The organism is Geobacter psychrophilus, from assembly GCF_056821595.1.
Window position 1 is genome coordinate 4,372,835 of record NZ_JBXDTU010000004.1, and the last position, 20,122, is coordinate 4,392,956.

General features: G+C 54.1%; 13 protein-coding genes. All 13 read right to left on the minus strand.

Features of this window, described 5'->3' with window-relative positions; translation table 11 throughout:
• Positions 1-4: 4 nt before the first annotated feature.
• Positions 5-1,279, minus strand: a complete 1,275-nt coding sequence (locus ACOCF6_RS22910) for an alpha/beta hydrolase (RefSeq protein WP_482462660.1) — start codon at positions 1,277-1,279, stop codon at positions 5-7.
• Between the two features lie 59 nt (positions 1,280-1,338).
• Positions 1,339-1,617 (minus strand): hypothetical protein, encoded by a 279-nt coding sequence (locus ACOCF6_RS22915; protein WP_482462662.1) that lies wholly within the window; start codon positions 1,615-1,617, stop codon positions 1,339-1,341.
• Positions 1,618-1,695: 78 nt separating this feature from the next.
• Complete coding sequence (locus ACOCF6_RS22920; protein WP_482462663.1) at positions 1,696-2,955, minus strand: spinster family MFS transporter; 1,260 nt, start codon at positions 2,953-2,955, stop codon at positions 1,696-1,698.
• Between the two features lie 243 nt (positions 2,956-3,198).
• Entirely contained in the window at positions 3,199-5,604 is a 2,406-nt protein-coding gene (locus ACOCF6_RS22925; protein WP_482462665.1) for an OmpA family protein, read from the minus strand.
• 50 nt (positions 5,605-5,654) lie between these two features.
• On the minus strand, positions 5,655-8,129 hold the full coding sequence (locus ACOCF6_RS22930) for an AMP-binding protein (RefSeq protein WP_482462667.1): 2,475 nt from the start codon (positions 8,127-8,129) through the stop codon (positions 5,655-5,657).
• Between the two features lie 79 nt (positions 8,130-8,208).
• On the minus strand, positions 8,209-9,228 hold the full coding sequence (locus ACOCF6_RS22935) for a hypothetical protein (RefSeq protein ID WP_482462669.1): 1,020 nt from the start codon (positions 9,226-9,228) through the stop codon (positions 8,209-8,211).
• A 368-nt stretch (positions 9,229-9,596) separates the two neighbouring features.
• Entirely contained in the window at positions 9,597-9,944 is a 348-nt protein-coding gene (locus ACOCF6_RS22940; protein ID WP_482462671.1) for a hypothetical protein, read from the minus strand.
• A gap of 107 nt (positions 9,945-10,051) precedes the next feature.
• A complete protein-coding gene (locus tag ACOCF6_RS22945) occupies positions 10,052-10,915 on the minus strand; it encodes an ice-binding family protein (RefSeq protein ID WP_482462672.1) in 864 nt (287 codons plus the stop codon).
• Between the two features lie 83 nt (positions 10,916-10,998).
• The gene (locus ACOCF6_RS22950; RefSeq protein WP_482462674.1) at positions 10,999-11,829 is read right to left on the minus strand and encodes an ice-binding family protein; all 831 of its coding nucleotides are present in this window, start codon (positions 11,827-11,829) and stop codon (positions 10,999-11,001) included.
• Between the two features lie 613 nt (positions 11,830-12,442).
• A complete protein-coding gene (locus ACOCF6_RS22955) occupies positions 12,443-13,990 on the minus strand; it encodes a thrombospondin type 3 repeat-containing protein (protein WP_482462676.1) in 1,548 nt (515 codons plus the stop codon).
• Between the two features lie 142 nt (positions 13,991-14,132).
• Positions 14,133-15,950: an Ig-like domain-containing protein gene (locus ACOCF6_RS22960; protein ID WP_482462677.1), complete on the minus strand. Its 1,818-nt coding sequence runs from the start codon at positions 15,948-15,950 to the stop codon at positions 14,133-14,135.
• Positions 15,951-16,371: 421 nt separating this feature from the next.
• The gene (locus tag ACOCF6_RS22965) at positions 16,372-17,919 is read right to left on the minus strand and encodes an outer membrane beta-barrel domain-containing protein (protein ID WP_482462679.1); all 1,548 of its coding nucleotides are present in this window, start codon (positions 17,917-17,919) and stop codon (positions 16,372-16,374) included.
• A 152-nt stretch (positions 17,920-18,071) separates the two neighbouring features.
• On the minus strand, positions 18,072-19,730 hold the full coding sequence (locus ACOCF6_RS22970) for an ice-binding family protein (protein WP_482462681.1): 1,659 nt from the start codon (positions 19,728-19,730) through the stop codon (positions 18,072-18,074).
• Positions 19,731-20,122: the final 392 nt, after the last annotated feature.

The following is a 20,122-nucleotide window of genomic DNA, read 5'->3' on the forward strand; positions in this document are numbered from 1 at the left end:
CGCCTTATAGTTTGAAAAAATCGACCATGTAGGCCAGGTTATCCTTATACTCAAGGTTGCCCAGATGGCCGCCGCGGGGGTAGATCATAGCACGTTCGCCGAAGAGCTGCCGCAGGTATTCCAGGTCCTCTTTGTTCAGGATAAAGTCGTTCTCGTTGGTCATCACACCGAACTTGGAGGACGATTTCAGGTACCCCTCAATGCTCTTGAGGCTCAGGGAATCGATGAAGGCCTGTTTGGTCAGTCCCGGTCTCTGATTCTGGAAGTGGGGAAACAGGTACTCGTTGAAATAGTCGATGAAGCTCAGGTGGCTGGAAACCAGGAAATAATCGAACACATTGTCGGTGGGACTCAGTACCCGGTTCTTCGGCACAACGTAACCGCTGTTGGTCATGACGTCGGAGGCGAAGATCATGCCGGCCAGATTGATACGATAGGTCAGGCCGATCAGACCGGCGGTTTCCTCATTGGAGTACAGGCCTTGGGTGTAGACCGAGTACAGGAATTCATCATTGATGGCGACAAAATTGCCATAACGGTAAAACTGGCTGAACTTGGAAAGCATCTTGTTGAAAAAGATGCCCTGTTTTCGGGAGCCGCCGGGGATCTGCTTCATCAGTTCCTCGATCGCTGTCGCCGAACTGAACAGGCTGACCGGAGGATTGATCATGAGCACATTGCGGAAATTGAAGACCTGGAGATCCTCGTCCAGCTTCGCCACAAAGGCTGCCTGACTGGCTCCCAGGCTGTAGCCCCCCAGGTGGAAGGAGGAAACCTCTATCTCATCCTTCACCTCTGCCCAGGCAACCTCCATGGCCCGGTACAGATCGGCCGCGTCCTCGGTCACCTCGCCGGGGATCCTGCTTTGGGAGGCGGAGATGATAAAGTTGGCATGAGAGGGGGACGGCAGGGTGATTACGTGGAAGCCCGCCTGGTACAGGGCCTTCATCATGGTCATGAGCTTGGTTGACCGGTCGCTGGAGCCGGCGCCGGCGATCAGGAAGACCAGGGGGGCCTTCTGCTTCTGGTAGGCAAAGGTGCAACGCAAGCCTTCGTCGTAAAAGAAGATCGGCGGTTTCTCCCGGTCCGGGATGACATCCAGCACCAGCTGACGGGTGCGCATCTTTGCGGGAAACACGGGCATGAGCTTGGCCGGGGTCCCGAGAATAGTGGCTTCGTACGACCCGGGAATCGGGTAGCCGTAGCCGTCATCTGCCGCATGACCTGACAGTGGCAGCAGGGCAAGACAGGCGATCAGCAGCAGTTTCAGATACATCATAGGTATTCTCCTTTACAGGGCATTTGGCCCTGATCCTTCTGGCACACGTATGCTGTCGGTCAGCGGGTTGTTTCGATCTTGCGATTGGGATCCGCAGGCGCTGCCGGCTTTGCCGCATCCGGCTGCAGCGACTGTTCCGACTGGAAGGGAAGCCGCCCGGTATCATTGCTGAGTTGCGGAGGCTCCTCGACGATCTGCCAGTTTTTCCCGACCGGCACGGCCAGGGGCTTGGGAGACGCGACCCCTTCAGGGGTTGAAGCTGAGGGCCTGGTATCGTACAAGGCGCACGAGCAGAGGAACATGGCGGCAACGAGAACTGACAGCTGAATTAATTTCATAACAGGATCCTTGTATAGACAGTGAATTTAATCGTACCGGCCGATTGGGCCGCATTTACATTTGTTGTGACCGCCTGGTCAGCCGCCCTCAACCCGGGCCATATCCTGCACCACAAACCTGCCGCAGATGAAGCAGAGCAGACCGGCCAGGGCCATGGCACAGGGGGTAATCAGCAGGGCGCTGCGCAGGTCCCAGCGATCGGAAAGCCAGCCGAGGATTGAAGGAGACACGGCGTCGCCCAGGGCATGGATAAAAAAGATATTTACCGCAAAAGCCATGGCGCGGACAGCCGGGTCCGTGACATTGATAATTACCGTATTGAGCGGCCCGGTATTAAGAAAGAGAAAGAACTCGGCGAAGAAAATCGCAATCATGCAACTCGTCAATCCGGGGGCGAGGATCGCCCAGGCGGCAAAGGGTGTCCCGATCAAAAATCCCCATCCGGAAACCAGCAGATACCCCTGGCCGCTCTTTTTCTGCCAGCGGTCGCCGAGCCAGCCACCGGCCAGGGTACCCAGTATCCCCGCCAGCACTGTGGTTGCACCGAACAATGTATTCCCCCTGGCCACATCCAGGGCATGCACGCGGTGCAGAAACGAAGGAATCCACTGGGCCAGCCCCCCGATGGCAAAGGTCATGGCCGCCATGGCAAGGGTGTTGCAGACAAACGAGCGGTTTCTGAACAGGGCTGCATAACCTGTGGTTGCACTATTCCCCTCTCCCCCTGGGAGAGGGTTGGCCGGGTGCGGGGCGTCACCGCCGCGTGGGGGCGTACGCAGCAGAGCGATAGGAATCGCCAGCAGCAGTCCCGGAATACCAACCATCAGAAAAGCGGCATGCCAACCGTAATGCTGTCCCAACACCCCGCCCAGCAGATACCCCAGGGCACTGCCGACCGGAATGGCAATGTAGAACAAGGACAGGATCCGACCGCGTTGTTCCTTGGAAAAGAAATCGGCCACCAGTCCGGGTGACACCGTTCCGAAGCTGGCCTCCCCTACCCCGACAACGGCACGGGCCGCCAGCAGCGACCGGTAGCCCGGGGCAATGCCGGCCAGCGCTGTGGCCAGACTCCAGACAACCAGCCCCCCCGCTGCAAGCCTGGTGCGGCTCCAATGATCACCAAGCCAGCCGAAGAGCGGTGCGATCAGCAGATAGCTGAACATGAAGGCACTGCCGAGAAACCCCAGGGCCGTATCCGAGAGACTCAGATCGATCTTGATCAGGGGAAATACGGCGAAGAGCACCTGACGGTCGATGTAGTTAAGCAGGTTCACCGTCAATAGAAGCCCCAGGGCGTAGCGGCTGTATCGGAGCGAAATCGGCTTGGCATCCATAGGGTCTATCCTCCACATCTTCAGACAGAATCAGTGTCACATGCAGCGGGTCCACTGCAACCCGGCTCAGTGCAGCTACTATATATGGACGATTTCAACGGGAAGCGCAATCTCCGTGGCTGATTGACTCTAAATCCTACATGCAGTTCAAGATATTACTTCTGTAAGACTGCACTGATCTCCCGTTCGTGGTTCGACAAGCGCACCACGAACTGGAGTCAGGCAATGTTGTACTCATTTCTGCTACTCGGCGCTCAGGTACTCCAGCGTGATGGTCACCGTGCGGTTGAAAGCCCTGGCTTCAGGAGACAGGTTGTCGAACAGGGGCGTATTCGGGCCGACTCCCGAATAGCGGATACGTTCGCCCGGGGTTTCGCCGTAGGCCGTAGCCAGCAGTTTGTTCACAGCCAGTGCCCGCCGTTCGGATAGTTTAAGATTATACTTTTCCGTGCCGATGTTGTCGGTATGTCCGACGATCTCGACAGTAGCCTGGGGCAGTGTCTTGATGCGCTCCATGATCCGGTTGACGATTTCCTGGTTCTGCGCTTCGATCGTATCCTTGTTGAAATCGAACAGGATCAGCGCGTATTTTTCCTGCACCCGCAGATCCAGCTTTTGGGCGAGCCGCTGACTGGTCTGGATGAAGATGACTTTGACCGGATCCGGAACGAGCACCAGATTCTGTCCCTTGCTGTCCTGCAGCTCCATCTTCACAGAGATGTCACCGCCGGCGGCCAGGGCCTTGAGATCCCCGGAGCCTACCGGAACAGTGATCTCCTTGGGTGGTGCCCCGTTCCCGGCCAGTTCGGTCAGAGTTCCGGATCTATTGCTGACGATCAGTTTCCAGTTCGCGATCCCGTTCGGTGCAGCCACGTCAGGACGCAGCATCAGGGTGGCTGTATTGATCCGGCTAGTCAGGTAGGTACTCCGGATCGGAGCAAGGATGGACGGATCCGTTGAAATGATCTCAACCCTCCGGTTTTCCGCCTGCCCTTCCTTGAGGTTGATGGAACTCGGCTTCACCGGCAGGTTGCGCGACTGAATTGCCATCCGTTCAGAGGCTATGTTCCAGATTGCCGTCAGATAATCCCGTACCGCTTCGGCGCGCCGGGTGGAGAGTTGCTTGTTTCCCTTCTCCTTGCCGGAGTTATCGTTGCAGCCGATCAGCGTGATCGTGGCAGCGGGTTTGCCGGTCAGCCGTTTACCGATGATGTTCAGGTCCTGATAATATTTTTCCAGAGTAGTGCCGAACTTCTGCTCATCAAAGCCTGCCGTGTCACCAGGGGTACTGAAGCGTACGTAGCGGGACTGGATCTCTTCAGCCGCTTTGGCAAAGTAGATATGTCCCAGCATCGGCGATGAATCGATGGTTTTGATCTCTTCGATCGTCAGGCTGGACGGGCTGACAATCAGACCGGCCCGGGTCTGGACAAGCCTGACCGTGACCGGCTGGGCGGTCAGCGCCAGGGCCTGTCCCTTGCTATCCTCCAGTTCCATCTTCACTGCCAGGTCGCCGCCGGCGGCAAGCGCCTGCAGGTCCGTGGTCGGCAACGGAATCTTCAATTCAGCAGCAGGTGCGCCTTCTCCTGCCAGTTCGGCCACGACACCCCTGGCATTGCTGACAACCGCCTTCCAGCGTGCAATCCCGGAGGCCGCATCGACCGCCGGCCGCAGCGTCAGACCTGATGAATCGATCTTCGAGGTGGGGCTGGCTGCACCCATGGAGCGGACCTCATCGATCGTCAGACCGGCCGGTGCCACAGTCAGCGTGCCCGTGGGGAGGAACAGGTAATTGACAACGTAATAATGCTCCATCTTGGAAGCGACCTTCTGGAAGATGGGGACAAGGTTTGTCTCGGACGTGGCCTTCCAGGTCTGGCCGCGGGTCTGGCTTGTAAACGCGGTCAGGAACTTGTCGGTAGCCGAGCCCTGCAGGTAGTCGATGGCGTAGGCATTGAAGCCCTTGATCCCCTGCGCAGCCTGGGAGACAACCTCGCTCTTGAAGGCGCTGTTCAGGTCCTGCCCGTCTGAAAAGACCACCATGAAGCGGGGTTCAGTGGCCGGCATTTTTTTAATGAGCTCAAGACCGGCGTACATCCCTTCGTAGAGATAGGTCTTGGAGGTAATGCCTTCGCTGTAGGCCTTGGCCGTAAAAACCTTCAGTTCGGCCGATTGGCCTGATTTGAATATCTGCACATGCAGATCACGGCCACCCAGATTGATTGTCTTTTTGTCGTCAAAGACGACCATCTGCACATCGTCGATCGGCCGGACAATCTTCAGCAGTTCGCTGACACCGGCCAGCAGGGCCTTGACGGCCTGGCGCTCTTCCATTGAAAACGAATTGTCCAGAACAAGGACAATGTGCCGGGGTACGTCCAGACTCTCTGCGATCGGCTGCACCGAGGTGATCCTGGCCGTCCGCCCGGACTCGGTTACGGAGAAATCTGCGGCAGTCAACCCGAACAGCGGTTTTTTATCGGCATCATCAACACTTATCAGTACCCTGCCGTCCTTGATGATCTGTTCGATCTTCACCGTTGCGCCCGCTTTGGCGGTATGGATCTTCAGGTCTGCCTCTCCGGCAGCAAACGATACTCCACTCACCAGCAGTGCGATCAGCACCAGCCACATTCGCTTGATCAACATAATTCCATTCTCCTTTTGGTATTCACATGTTGCGTAAAAGTGTCATGCATTCAAAGCTTCTCCACAGCCAGGCGCGTCAGCTCAACAATCTCGGCCGGCTCTTCGAAGCGAAAGTGCAGCGGCTCCCCAAAGGTAACCGTCACCGTCCCCTTTTTCGGAAACGCCACATCATGCGGCAGGACCAGGTCGCTTCCGCTGATTTTTATCGGCACGACCGGAATCCCCATCTCTTTGACCATGATGCCGAGTCCCAGCTGAAATGGCAGCATCCTGTTGTCCGTGGCATGGCCCCCTTCCGGAAAGATCATGATATTGATGCCGGCATCCACCAGCCTTCCCATGAACCTGAGCGAGCCGTTGAAACCCTGGGACTGGGGCAGAGGAAACAGGTTGAACAGAACAGAGGCATACTCATAGCTTAAGCGCCGCAGGATACGGTTGATACCATGGTACTCTCCGAAGAAGAACTCTGCCCAGGCGGCTGTTGCTGTTGTGTAGCGAAGCCTTGGCGGAAGGGCAAACATGATGGCCGGCTGATCCAGGTAGCTGAGGTGGTTGGCCACGAAAAACACCGGCCCGGCCAGATGTTCCAGATGCGCACTGCCCCGCACCTCCAGCGTTACGAAACCGCGAAACAGGGGACCGTGGCAGACCGCATCCCAGGCCATCCGCACCCCCCGGCAGAATCTGGAATTGGTCCAGAAGCGGAAATGGTCATGGCGGGTCAGTTTTTCCCGTTTGACTATGATCTGGCGCAGGTCCGAGACTTTTGTCTGCGGCCCGATCTGGGAATCCTGTATGTCGAGCCGGTATTCCTGTTCCAGAAAACTGATCAGTTCCAGCCGATCGATGGAGGTCAGTCCCAGGTCGGCCACCAGCAGTGACTCCTCGCGGATCTCTGCGACAGCCGTGCCGGTCACCCGAGCGATCAGATTGAGCAGGCTGTCCCTGCTGACAGCGGCATCGCCACCTTCTGTCCCTTTTTTCAGCTCTTCCTTTACCGCAAATTTCTTGATCTTGAGCGTCGTTGTCTTGGGGAATTCCGGTTCGTTCCACAGCGAGTGGCTGGTAATCTGGTGCAGCGCATCCAGTTGGCTGTTGGCCTGGGCGATGATCCCTTCCGGAGCGTTTCCGCTTTCGTCCAGTATCAGCACGGCATGCACCTCTTCGCCCCCGTCCCGATCGACGCCGATGACGCAGGACTCTTTCACCCCGGCGATCCTGTTCAGCACCGCTTCCAGCTCGTCGGGATACACGTTGATCCCCGAACCGGTAACGATCATCTCCTTTTCCCTGCCCTTGATAACCAGCCAGCCGTCCGGCCGAAACTCGCCCAGATCGCCGGTCCGGAACCAGCCGTCCTCCGTGAAGGCCTCGCGGCTGGCCTCTTCGTTCTGGTAATAGCCGGGAAAGACATTGTCTCCGCGTACCTGGATCTCTTTGTCCTCAATTCTCACCTGGACCCCCGGCATGGGGAGTCCAACCGAACCGGCCACCTGACGCTCCATGGTATTGACGCAGAGCACGGGCGAACATTCGGTGAGTCCGTAACCTTCCAGGAGCGTGAATCCCATGTTGTTCCAGAAGGTGAAGACCTCCGGATCCAGGGGAGCGCCGCCTGAAACAAAGGCGGTGAAATTGCCGCCGAACTTGTTCTGTACCGGGAAAAAGAGCGTCTGACGCACCCCTTTCGGGAGCCGTTCTGCCAGTTGCGCCAGCCCACGGAACAGTCCGGCAATATGTTTTTCCTCCAGCTCGCGCTCGATGGTTGTTTTCAGCAGCTGCATCAGGCGGGGAACAACCATGATGATGTAGATGTCCTCTTCACCCAGTGCCTCCATGATTGCGGAGGGCTTGAGGGTGCGCAGGTACACGACCGTTGCGCCACGGTACAGCGGTGTGAAAAAGCCGCCCATCAGCTCGAACATGTGGGAGAGCGGCAGCAGGGAAAGGAAACAGAAATCGGGGGTGATGATCGGTACATGCCGGTTGATCTGGATCATGTTGGCAATCAGGTTTTTGTGGGTCAGAATGACACCTTTCGGATTGCCGGTGGTGCCGGAGGTATAGACAAGCTGGGCCGTATCTTCGGGAACGGCTGTGGCAATCGCGCTGATCGGCTGGAGATCCTCAAGCAGGTATGGCAAATCCTCCATCAGGATCGAGGAGGCTGCCGTGATGCGCTCGGGCTTGAATCTGCTCTGCAGAACGCAGCTGGTGTTCGTCAGAGCGAGAATGGATTCGGCACGGGCACGGTCGGACATGAAGTCCACCGGGACAACAACCGCACCACGAATGATGATGCCCCAGTAGGCGATCGCCCACCAGGAAGAGTTTGGACCCCAGATCAGTACCCTGTCCCCTGCTGCCACACCCTGCTGCTCCAGCAGGTGCGCCATCCTCAGGGCCAGATCATGAAATTGACCATAGGAAACGACCGTGCGCCGTACACCGGTGCGATTGACAAAGGCGGTTTTATCACCCAGCGCTTCGAACGTATTGAAAAGGTCGATCAGTGTCTTCATGGGTACCCCGTTATGCATCTCAAAAACAAATCCCCCCTTATCCCCCCTTTATGAAAGGGGGGATAAGGGGGATTTGCCGTTATTTATCGCGTCCCCGGCCTCGCTCGTCATCCCTGTTCTGACCTTGGCCGCGTTCACGACCCTGGTCCGGTGAAGCGCCTCTTTCCTGCTGTCGTTGTTCGCGTTCCTGCACCCGTGGTGCTTGCTGCTGCTCTTGCTGCTGGCGCTGTTGCTGTTCACGTTGCTGGCGCTGGTCGATCTGCTGCTTCTGTTGCTGCTGTTCACGCTGCTGGCGCTGATCGATCTGCTGCTTCTGTTGCTGCTGCTCGCGCTGCTGGCGCTGATCAATCTGCTGCTTCTGTTGCTGCATCTCACGCTGCTGCCGTTGATCGATCTGCTGCTTCTGCTCATGCTGTTGACGCTGATCGATCTGCTGCTTCTGTTGTTGCTGCTCGCGCTGATCACGCTGCTGGCGCTGGTCCGGCGCAGACACTCTTCTCTGTTCTATCTGCTTGAAATGCTGCTGGACAGCCTTGTCTCGCGGCTGGTAACGATAGCTCTGGCTGCGCAGCGACTGCTGCTGTTCAACACGCGGGTAGCGGTCTCCTGAATACTGGCGCTGGTAAACCGGCAGCGGTGCGCGTGAAGGTGCTGATCTGCGGTTCCACTTGTCCCAGCCTCTGCGCTCCTGTTCCCATCCACGTCCCCAATGTTGTCCCCAGCGGGGTGGTGCAGTCGATGCCCAGCCACGAAAATATACCGGTGGCTGACGGTAGTAGCGTACGGGAACACGCAGGATGTACAACGGGACGACATTCGGCTCCACAAAACCCCAGGGGCCGTTGTACCAGGAACTGGCGTACCAGTTATCGTCCTGATAGACCCAGTACAGGCCGTCGTAAAAGAAGTAATTGGCATCCATCAGTGGAGCGTAATAGACCGGGTAGCCCGGTACCGCGACAAGCTCCGGGAACAGCGGCAGATTGATCCCGATGCTTACGCTGGGCAATCCGATCCCGATGTTCACCTGCGCTTTGGCGGTAGCCACCGGCCCCATCAGCATCATCATCAGAATCAATCCGTAGTGTAAATTTTGCATAGTTTCCTCCCCTGGTTAGTATACGGCGAAATTGCGCCACCCAACAAATCCGGACAATTATTACTACTGCACTTTCGATGTTAATGTATGACCTTCTTCAAAGAAGATATTTACAACTAACATGCCAAAAGAAAATTGAGTGTACTGAGAGGTTAAGTCAGCGTTTGTGCTGGATAAGATAAAAAACTGAAGATGGGAGGGTAAGTGATACTGCAAGAAAGAACCGTCATATGTAACATAGCCGTTAAATGTGGAGGGCAACCTGCTAGCCCGTTTAAGCAGATTAAACAATTTACAAAAAAAACATGCCCCGAATTGCTCCGGGGCATGTGATGTTAATAGGACTATAGTTCCGGACCCGGCAGAGATTAATCATCGTGCCTGTCATGCCCACGTCCACGTTCATGTCCGCGGCCACGGTCATCATGATCGCGATGTTTCTTTTCCTTTTTGTAATGTCTGGGTCTTTCCCGTTCCATATACACCCGGCGGTCTCTTTCAACATAGTAGGGACGGCCTGAGTCCATCTGGACATGTACCCCGGGAGGGGCCGGCAGATAACCATTGACGTGAACATTCACACCGGGAGGGGCCGGCAGTCCCGGCAGGCCCGGCAATCCAGGAGGTGCCGGAAAACCGGCATTGGACTCGTTTAAACCAAAACACATGGTTACTACAGCCAGTACCAACAGGGAAATAACGATTTTTGTTCTCATTAGGGTTCCTTTTACTACGTTATAATTCCCGGAGAACGTGTTCTCCGGGAACCCATCTATATCATGTCCAACGCATACTGTACAGACAGTTGAAACAAATGCTTTGCTTAGTGCTTGTTATTATCCTTGTCGTGATCCTTATCATGGTCCTTGTCATGATCGGAATCGTGATCCTTGTCATGGTCTTTATCGTGGTTTTTGTCGTGATCCTTGTCATGGTCCTTGCCGGGAACAATTGGTGGCTGTATTGGTCCCGAACCGCAGGAAGAAACAGTAGCACCAGTCAATGTTGCGGCGCCTTTCGACAGGTCTCGCCCGATCAGGCTGCCACCGGTGAAGGTGGAGTCCATACCGGCAAGGATGGTTCCCTGGAAGTTCGAAGTCGTCATTGTTGCGCCCTCGGCAACCCACCAATACACGTTGCATGACTGTCCACCACCGGCCATCACGACCGAGAAGTTGGTGCCTGTCAGTGCGCCGGTACCGAGGTTGCCGACCTTGAAGATCCAGACCCCGGTTGCGGGGCCGTCGAGTGTCAACTGGCCCGTTAACGTAGCTGCAGCATCAAAACAGTACACATTCGGTGCAAGCACCTGACCTGCCAGAGTACCGGTCAAGGTCACGTTGCAGGGTTCGGTGGCAAGCGCATCATATGATCCCAGGAAGGCATTGTAAGCAGCAATGGAACCCAGGTCACCCTGATGAACAACCCCGTTAACCGCGCTGTTTGTCTGTGTGACGGTGCTGAAAGGCAGACCGGAACCCACATCTCCAGTGACGGTGGAATCAGTCAAAGACACTGACGGACCGGCCAAAATGGCATACGTCTCAGAAGTTCCCAATGCCGGTGCCGCAGCATAGGCCGAATGGAACGGCGCTGCGGAAAGAAGTGCTGCGGTCAATGCCAATACGCTGAATTTCACTGTAAATTTGTCAAACAGGTTCGTCTTAAGCTTGATACGTTTGCTCATGTTGTTCTCCTCCAAAATTCATAGTTATCATCACACAGTCAGTCCATCGCCCTTTTTCCTGTCTTGTACTCAGACTACTCGTCTTACGGAACGGTAACTGTTGTGGCATCGAGATTAACTGCTGTTTGAGAAAACAGTCTGCCTTTAACGGACGCCTTATTACCAAACGTAATAGCTTCTTTGGCCAGCACAATCCCTTCAAAATGAGCGTTAGCATCGATCGTTACGGCACCGGCTACCTGCCAGAATACATTTTTAGGCAATGCACCACCGGTCAGAACTACATTCTTTCCTGCAGCCATGGTAAGGGCGCCCGTCATTTTGATAATCCAGACATCAGTAGCCTTGCCGTTAAGTGTAAGGTCAGCTGTGGTTATACCGACTGCAGTGCCAAACTCATAGACACCAGGAGCGAGAATTTCGCCTCCAAGAGCGCCACCTTTAAGATTTGTAGTTGCAGCACTTGTAGCTGTCCTGCCGGCTGCATTGGTGTATGCAGTTTCCATGTTGGCTACGGCTGTGGTCAGGTCAGCTGACGTTGTTCCACCTGTATTATTTGCAGCATACAACTTGCCCGGCGCAACCACTTGAGTAGACGTTGAATATGAATTTGTGACATCATCAGCCTGTGACCATCCAGTCAGGAAGTCTTTGGCAGCTGGACTCAATCCTACATTTCCGGTTACGACAGAGGTAGGAACGGTTGCGACACCTGTTTTTGCCAGAATCGCATAATTGGAGGCCGACCCGATGGGAACGGCTGAAGCTTCAGAACTGACTGCCCCGGTAATAGCAGAACCAGCGCTTGCAGCACTGTTCGGATTCGAGTTACCTCCATCATCTCCGCATCCTGTTAAAGAAACCGCCATCAATAATCCCGCCAGCCACTTTTTGTTAATAAATCTGTTTTTCATGATGTTTTCTCCCCGCTCAAAGTTGTACAAACCTGAGGTCTGTATCTTAATGAGTAGTACATCTATCGTGCCAAGGGGGAACCGGGGAGGTTGCGTGTGTAAGGTACTGATTGCGCGATACAATAAAAACGGAGCGTATCAAGGAAAGAGACAAACCACCAAAATCTGCCACCGCATGCAACATAGTCGTCATATGTGGCGGGCTGTTTTAATGAATAGGGAAGGGTGGATTGAGGGGGTTGGTTTTAGATGTTCCAGGTCCAAGAAAACGATTCAGCAAAAAAAATGCCGGGAAGCGAACCGCCCGGCTATTGCATGAAGGAGGACACTGTGTAGTGTCTTCTACCGTAAGTAATTACAACTATCGTGCCGAAGAGAATCACATAGTTCAGCAAATGGTAACATGCTGATTATAAGAGCTATTTACGAACAAGGGCGCATAAAGGCATAGAAAGACCGACAACACAAGCCGTCAAATGTGACAGAGAGCCACCAAATTCAACGGGCCTTGCAATAGAACATATCAGCACCATCACCTCCGCAACGTACCAACGCCCTCCCGGAATGTTCCGGAAGGGCGTTGAGCTACTGCTGCGTATGTCGTGTGCTTACCTTACTCGCAGGTAAAGTTTGCCACGATACGGCGGTTCTGAGCACGACCAGCCTTGGTCTTGTTGCTGGCTACAGGCTTGGTCTCGCCATAGCCTTTGGTGACTATGCGGCCGGCGTCAACCTTGAAGGTGGAGCTGATGTACTTCTCGACGCTGTCGGCGCGCCGCTCAGAAAGTTTCTGGTTATAGGCGTTGCTGGCGGTACTGTCCGTATGACCGGAAATCTCACCCTTGGCATTAGGGAAGTAGCTGAGGAAGTCGCCAACGGTTTTCAGTTCGTCATGGTACTGGGGCTTGATGTCCGACTTGTTGGTATCGAAGTTGATCGCCAACACGGCCGGTTTGCTGCAGAAGCGCTTGGCTGCTGCGGCCTTAACGTGGGCAGGTACGCTTACCACGGGAGGGCAGCCGTCCATGTCAACTTTTACACCGGCAGGTGTGCCGGGGCATTTATCGAGATAATCAGGTACGCCGTCGCCGTCGGAGTCAAGCGGACAGCCTTTTGTATCGACCTTTACGCCGGCGGGTGTGCCGGGGCATTTATCAAGATTATCGGTGACGCCGTCACCATCGGAATCAAGAGGACAGCCGACGGAGTCAACCTTTACTCCGGCAGGGGTGTTGGGGCATTTGTCAAGATAATCAGCTACGCCGTCATTGTCGGAATCGAGCGGACAGCCATCCTTGTCGACGGTTACGCCGGCAGGGGTATTCGGACATTTGTCAATGTTATCGGTGACGCCGTCCTTGTCGGAATCAAGCGGACAGCCATCCTTGCCGACAGCTACACCGGCAGGGGTATTGGGGCATTTATCGAGATAATCGGGAACGCCGTCCTTGTCGGAATCGAGCGGACAGCCATCCTGGTCAACAGTGACACCGGCCGGGGTGTTGGGGCATTTATCGGCAGGATCTAAGACACCGTCATTATCGCTGTCAAGCGGTGCGGATGTTTTAGTAGACTCACCGCCGAAGGCAAACACGACCCCCAGGGTGGTTTCAAGATTGTGGATGTGCTCATCAAATATCATGTTATCGCGGGCATCGACCCGCAGGGCGACATGGTCGGCCACCTGGATTTTCGCACCCAGTCCAATATCAGCCATAGACATATTCTTGTTGTTGATCTTGGGGCTGTAATGATTGACGCCGTAACCGGCAACGATGTAGGGGTTGAAGACACCATCGGGGATCAAATGGTAAATGAGCCCCAGATTGAACTGGGTGATATTCACGTCGTTAATGGGACGGGTGAACTGTCCCTGCCTGATAAACGCGGCGTTCTTATCCTCAACGTAGGTCTTCATGAAGGACCAGGTGCCTTCAATGCCCAGGCGATTCGTGATGTTATACCCCAAGCGTCCACCAACCACCGGGCTGTTTTCCAGATTTTGTCTGCTTTCGAAGATGTTGACACCTCCGAAGGGCGTTACTTCAACACTGCCGGCCTTGATCTCGGCGCGGGCAGACAAGGGGAGCATGAAGACAGAGGCCAGCAACACCGGCGCCATCTTTTTCATGACGGATTTCATTGATAATTTATTCTTCATCTACTTCCTCCTTTTATGGATAGAAATTCTATTGTCTCTGTATTTCAGACTACGTTTGTTTTCGCTGCCGGGAGCAAAGGAGGCAGACATACAGCCTGCCTCCTTTTTACACCCCGCCAACAGAGTGGATATCTGATAAGCCTTACGGTGCTTTCGTCACTTTATTTGCAATCAAGGTAACGCGATCAGTTAACGCAAATAATCGGCCTGTTATGTCGGCAGTGGAATTTACATTTATCTGTGATGCAGCAAATACGTTCCCGTAAAAGATTGTGCCTGCTCCGATAGTCGTGATGCCACCCGTCCTGAAAAAGACGTTTTTGGCCAGTGCGCCGCCATCAAGGATGATGTTGCCGCCCGGAGCTCCGGTTGTAAGTGTGCCGCCGATCGAGAAGATAAAGATCGAATTCGGGTCGCCCTGTGCATCGAGATGGAGTGGGCCTGTTGTTAACTGAACATTAACAGCGGTCTTATAGACGCCACGTGTAAGGACCTGCCCACCCAGCTGGATCGGGCAAACCTGAGTTGCTGCACCCGGATTCGGATCGGCCCCAAGGAAGGTATCGGCAGCCTGCAGGTCGGTTCTAACCTGGTTGATAAATGCGATGGTAGATGCATATGGTGCGGGAATTACGAAGGGCGGCATATCGTCATGTGCATATGACACACCGTTTGTGAGTTCGTCAAAGTGGCCTTGTATGGCACCTGTTGTAAATCCGGCATAATTCGAACGAGCCAGATCAAATATGCCGATATCTCCGTTACTGATAGCAGTAACGCCCGTTGTGGTAATGGCCTGACTGCCCAGAATCACAAATCGGGCGGTCTCGCCCAGGGTCGGTGCAGTCGGGTTTAAGGGCAATGGGACCGGGGTCAGCTCTGTTTTGAATGTCCATGGGTTCGGTGTCCCGCTTGTTGCCGGAACAACCAGTGCGTTGAGCGCCAGGTCTGTGGCGCCGTTGTTAACCGTAACTGTATAGTCGGTGTTGAACGCAAGAGGATTAGACGGGCTGAACGTCGCCGTAGAGCCGCTATAGGCAACGGTTCCGGGTACATTGGTTCCGAGCACGGTCTGTTTCATGGTAAGGGTTGCTGTCGTTATCGCGATCATCGGCTCGCTGAAGGTAACGGCCGGCTTGTAATTGACCGATACCAGGGTTGCAGCATTAATCGGGAGTGTGGAAACTACCGTGGGTGCAATAGTATCAGCAACCGCGCCGGTGGTCGTAAAGCTCCAGACCTTGTTTGCTGCCAGTGCGTTGCCGCCCAGGTCTTTGGCTGCGGTGGTAATCGTGGCGGTATACGTTCCAGCGGCAAGAGGAGTGCTGGTCGGAGTAAAGACCGCAGTTACGCCGGAGTAGGTCACCGTACCGGGAACAACAGTAGCGCCCCGCTTTACGGTAAATGTAGCCGGCAGTACGATTGTTTCAGGGTCCATCGGCTCACTGAAGGTAGCCGTGATGGCACTGTTGGTCGCCACACCTGTGGCAGCAGTAACCGGAACCGTGGAGTTCACGGTCGGTAGGGTCGTATCTGGAGTGGTACCTGTGGTGAAGTTCCAGACATAGTCACTTGAAAGCGCTGTGCCTGCCTGGGTCTTGGCCCCGGTGGTAATCGTGACGGTATAGACCGTACTGGCTGTAAAATTGCCGGTTGGGGTAAAGATCGCCGTTACGCCGGAGTAGGTCACGGTCCCTGGAACAACCGTTGTACCTTGCTTGACGATAAAGGTATTCGAGTTGATCGAAGCGGGATCCATTGCCTGATTAAAGGTTACGGTGAGTTTGTTGCCGATCGGCACAACAGTGGCTGCATTGGCCGGGGTTGTTGCACTCACGGTAGCTACCGGTTCTTTCCAGGATCCACCACCGCCTCCGCCGCAACCGGACAGTATACTGATAAACATACCCATAATTAACATACCTACGAGATACACTTTCTGCGCCTTAACTCTTTTCATACATCCTCCTTTAAAATAGTTACCATCATGGTTGTTCAAAATGATTCCACTCTGCAAATTCATTGTTCTTTTCTCCACCTCAAGGCTTGGTTCCAATTCCTGCATACGCTATATCCCTCTTCCCAAAGCAGGATGAGATGACCAGGATCATGAACGTAATAAGGCAAGTAACCTGCCAAGTGCCGTCAAATAATAAAACAGCCGTTTTATGTATGTAATAACGGGTATTTGCGACATCTGGTACTGAGAGCATGCCTGTTGAAACTGTGTCTCCTGGCCTCCATATGTGGCGGAACCTCAGTATGCGGAGGGATATTTTGTGGAATATCAGTCCGGTATCCGTAACGCATCAACGCCCTCCCGGAATGTTCCGGAAGGGCGTTGATGTTCTGCCTGCCTTACCTACTGGATAATGGTTACATTACTCGCAGGTAAAGTTTGCCACGATACGGCGGTTCTGTGCCCGACCAGCCTTGGTCTTGTTGCTGGCTACAGGCTTGGTCTCGCCATAGCCTTTGGTAACTATGCGGCCGGCATCAACCTTGAAGGTGGAGCTGATGTATTTCTCGACGCTATCGGCGCGCCGCTCGGAAAGTTTCTGGTTATAGGCGTTGCTGGCGGTGCTGTCCGTATGACCGGAAATTTCACCCTTGGCATTAGGGAAGTAGCTGAGGAAGTCGCCAACGGTTTTCAGTTCGTCATGGTACTGGGGCTTGATGTCCGACTTGTTGGTATCGAAGTTGATCGCCAACACGGCCGGTTTGCTGCAGAAGCGCTTGGCTGCTGCAGCCTTAACGTGGGCAGGTACGCTTACCACGGGAGGGCAGCCGTCCATGTCAACTTTTACACCGGCAGGTGTGCCGGGGCATTTATCGAGATAATCAGGTACGCCGTCGCCGTCGGAGTCAAGCGGACAGCCTTTTGTATCGACCTTTACGCCGGCGGGTGTGCCGGGGCATTTATCAAGGTTATCGGTGACGCCGTCACCATCGGAATCAAGAGGACAACCGTTTGAGTCAACCTTTTCTCCGGTAGGGGTGTTAGGACATTTGTCAAGATAATCAGCTACGCCGTCCTTGTCGGAATCGAGCGGACAGCCATCCTTGTCGACGGTTACGCCGGATGGTGTGTTCGGGCATTTATCGAGATTATCGGTGACGCCATCCTTGTCGGAATCAAGCGGACAGCCATCCTTGCCGACAGCTACACCGGCAGGGGTATTGGGGCATTTATCGAGATAATCGGGAACGCCGTCCTTGTCGGAATCGAGCGGACAGCCATCCTGGTCAACAGTGACACCGGCCGGGGTGTTGGGGCATTTATCGGCAGGATCTAAGACACCGTCATTATCGCTGTCAAGCGGTGCGGATGTTTTAGTAGACTCACCGCCGAAGGCAAACACGACCCCCAGGGTGGTTTCAAGATTGTGGATGTGCTCATCAAATATCATGTTATCGCGGGCATCGACCCGCAGGGCGACATGGTCGGCCACCCAGATTTTCGCACCCAGGCCAACATCAGCAACGGACATGTTCTTGTTGTTGATCTTGGGGCTGTAGTGATTGACGCCGTAACCGGCAACGATGTAGGGGTTGAAAACACTTTCCGGCATAAAGTGATAAATAAGACCGAGATTGAACTGGGTGATATTCACGTCATTGATGGGGCTCGTGAACTGACCCTGGCGGGTAAACACTGCGTTTTTGTCGTTGACGTAGGTCTTCATGAATGACCAGGTGCCTTCAATGCCCAGGTGATTCGTGATGTTATACCCCAGGCGACCGCCAACCAGCGGACTGTGTTCCAGATTCTGCCGGTGTTCGAAGAAGTTGACTCCTCCGAAAGGCGTTACTTCAACACTGCCGGCCTTTACCTCGGCGTGGGCAGACAAGGGGAGCATGAAGACAGAGGCCAGCAACACCGGCGCCATCTTTTTCATGACGGATTTCATTGATAATTTATTTTTCATCTACTTCCTCCTTTTATCGCTAATTATCTTTGAATGTCGGATTTCAGGTACTTTTTTTGTACTGCTGCCGGAGGAAAGGAGACAGGCTGATGAGAAGATGAAGCCTGCCTCCTGTTTCTATCCTGCATTTAGATTGAATTCTTCATGACTTCTTACTGACATCCAACTGGTGCGTTAGGATGACCCGGTACGGAAACCATATTACCAAGGAATGTAAACGCTCCTGCACCTTCAGCACCCGAAAACAATCGACCACATGACGTTGAACCGGTTCCCATAGAGATTGCTGCAGAAGCCAGTATGTTGCCCTGGAATGTTGTGCCAGCCTTAAGATCCGCTGAACTGCCCACGAACCACCAGACATTGGAAGCCTTGGCCCCGCCGGTCAGGACAATGCTGCTGTTAACAGCAGTAATTACTGTAGAAGAAGGGGCCTGGAAGACCCAGACATCCGTTGCACTGCCGTTAAGCGTGAGAACCCCGGATACATCAATCGATGAAATATTGGCAATATACGTACCGGCAGGCAATGTGGAATTTCCAGCACATCCTATGCCAGCACCGCCGCCGCCAGCGCTACCAATAACACCGCAGTCAAGTTTAGTTCCACCCGGTGTACCAGCAGGACTGAGGCTGTTCCACTTTGCAAGCAACTGGGCTCTGATATCGATTGCAGTGGTTGTATCAGGATAGCTTAGAGTAATGACTTTATCACCGTTGTTGTTTGTTGGTGGTGTGCCGCCACAGAGTCCAAAATTATCAGTCGAGCCGACTTTAACGCCATTACATTCGTCAAGCGGATTCAGCACCACATTGCCGTTAATTTTGGTAGAACCGGTGTTGGTTATCCCGCCTGCTGATGCAATTCCGTACGACATGAGGTCATTAACATTACCTGGAGGGGTGATGAAAACAGTGTTAAAGCTCCACACATAGTCGTTAGCCACTGCCGGAGAGGTAGAAACACCTGCCAGAGCATTACCCAATGTGTCAGTTGCTGCATTTGTACCGGTACCCTTGATTGTGGCGGTATAGGTGCCGGGGGCAAGTGCTGCCAAGGGATGAAAGGTTGCTGTTCTGGTTGCAGCATCATAGGACACGGGAGTTGCAGCGCCTTGAACAAGGGTCGCGCCAGGTCCTGTCACGGTGAAGGTGCCTGTTGCTGTAAGCGATGCAGGCAGCATGTCTTTATCGAAGGTAGCGGTGACTGGTGTACTGGGCTGCACCGTCGAAACGGGAGGCGACTTGGCAGGAACAGAGGAAATAACGGTGGGCCGGATCACTGGCGCCGTCAGGCTGGTTGTGAAGCTCCACACATAGTCATTTGCCACAAGCGGCAGGGTTGAATTGCCAGCCAGTGCATTGCCGGTCGTATCATTAGCCGTATTTGTGCCGGTCCCCTTGATCGTGGCGGTATAGGTACCGATGGGAAGCACTGCGGCTGGATGAAACGTCGCTGTTCTGTTTGCAACATTGTAGGTCACGGGATTCGTGGTTCTGCCTGTAACAAGAGTCGATCCGGGACCGGTCACCGTGAAGACACCTGCTGCAAGTATCGATGCAGGGGCCATGTCTTTGTTAAACGTGACGGTTATTGCCGTGTCGGGCTGCACAATCGCAATGGGGGTAGACTTGACAGGAACCGAGGAAACTACTGTTGGTCTGGCACCGGTAGTACCAGGGCCTCCCGGGGTGCCGGGTGCGGTCCAGGATCCACCTCCACCTCCGCCGCATCCTGCCAGGATACTGACAAACACACTCATAATTACCATGCTGACTACATACGCTTTTTGTGACATAAATCTTTTCATAAACCCTCCTTTCGAAAAATTGTTACCTGCATGATTTTTTTTTGCTTCCGCCTGACTGCGTTTCAAACTCATCAGATCACCTCTATGTATAAAAATGTGCAGCTAGTCTTTGTAGTTCGTATCCCTCTTCCAAGCCCTGATCTAACAACGGCGCCTGAACGAGATGACCTGGATCGTAACCCAGTAAGAGCAAGTAACCTGCCAATAACCGAAGTGATATCGAATAGTTGAAATTGACCCTTAATTTCAGGGCATTAGACGTGCGGGAGAGAACAGCTGAGAAGGATTATTTGGCAGAATACACCGCCACATTTGACGGAACTTCTATATGCTGAGGCGTGAATCGATGGGAAGTGTGCCGGTAAACAGGAGAAATTGCCTCAAAATCCATG

Excerpts from the sequence above, each read along its gene's own strand:
- ACOCF6_RS22925 (WP_482462665.1), bottom strand. The coding sequence starts at position 5,604 with ATGTTGATCAAGCGAATGTGGCTGGTGCTGATCGCACTGCTGGTGAGT.
- ACOCF6_RS22930 (WP_482462667.1), bottom strand. The coding sequence starts at position 8,129 with ATGAAGACACTGATCGACCTTTTCAATACGTTCGAAGCGCTGGGTGAT.
- ACOCF6_RS22965 (WP_482462679.1), bottom strand. The coding sequence starts at position 17,919 with ATGAAAAATAAATTATCAATGAAATCCGTCATGAAAAAGATGGCGCCG.
- ACOCF6_RS22915 (WP_482462662.1), bottom strand. The coding sequence starts at position 1,617 with ATGAAATTAATTCAGCTGTCAGTTCTCGTTGCCGCCATGTTCCTCTGC.
- ACOCF6_RS22920 (WP_482462663.1), bottom strand. The coding sequence starts at position 2,955 with ATGGATGCCAAGCCGATTTCGCTCCGATACAGCCGCTACGCCCTGGGG.
- ACOCF6_RS22960 (WP_482462677.1), bottom strand. The coding sequence starts at position 15,950 with ATGAAAAGAGTTAAGGCGCAGAAAGTGTATCTCGTAGGTATGTTAATT.
- ACOCF6_RS22970 (WP_482462681.1), bottom strand. The coding sequence starts at position 19,730 with ATGAAAAGATTTATGTCACAAAAAGCGTATGTAGTCAGCATGGTAATT.
- ACOCF6_RS22910 (WP_482462660.1), bottom strand. The coding sequence starts at position 1,279 with ATGATGTATCTGAAACTGCTGCTGATCGCCTGTCTTGCCCTGCTGCCA.
- ACOCF6_RS22935 (WP_482462669.1), bottom strand. The coding sequence starts at position 9,228 with ATGCAAAATTTACACTACGGATTGATTCTGATGATGATGCTGATGGGG.
- ACOCF6_RS22950 (WP_482462674.1), bottom strand. The coding sequence starts at position 11,829 with ATGAAAAACAGATTTATTAACAAAAAGTGGCTGGCGGGATTATTGATG.
- ACOCF6_RS22955 (WP_482462676.1), bottom strand. The coding sequence starts at position 13,990 with ATGAAGAATAAATTATCAATGAAATCCGTCATGAAAAAGATGGCGCCG.
- ACOCF6_RS22940 (WP_482462671.1), bottom strand. The coding sequence starts at position 9,944 with ATGAGAACAAAAATCGTTATTTCCCTGTTGGTACTGGCTGTAGTAACC.
- ACOCF6_RS22945 (WP_482462672.1), bottom strand. The coding sequence starts at position 10,915 with ATGAGCAAACGTATCAAGCTTAAGACGAACCTGTTTGACAAATTTACA.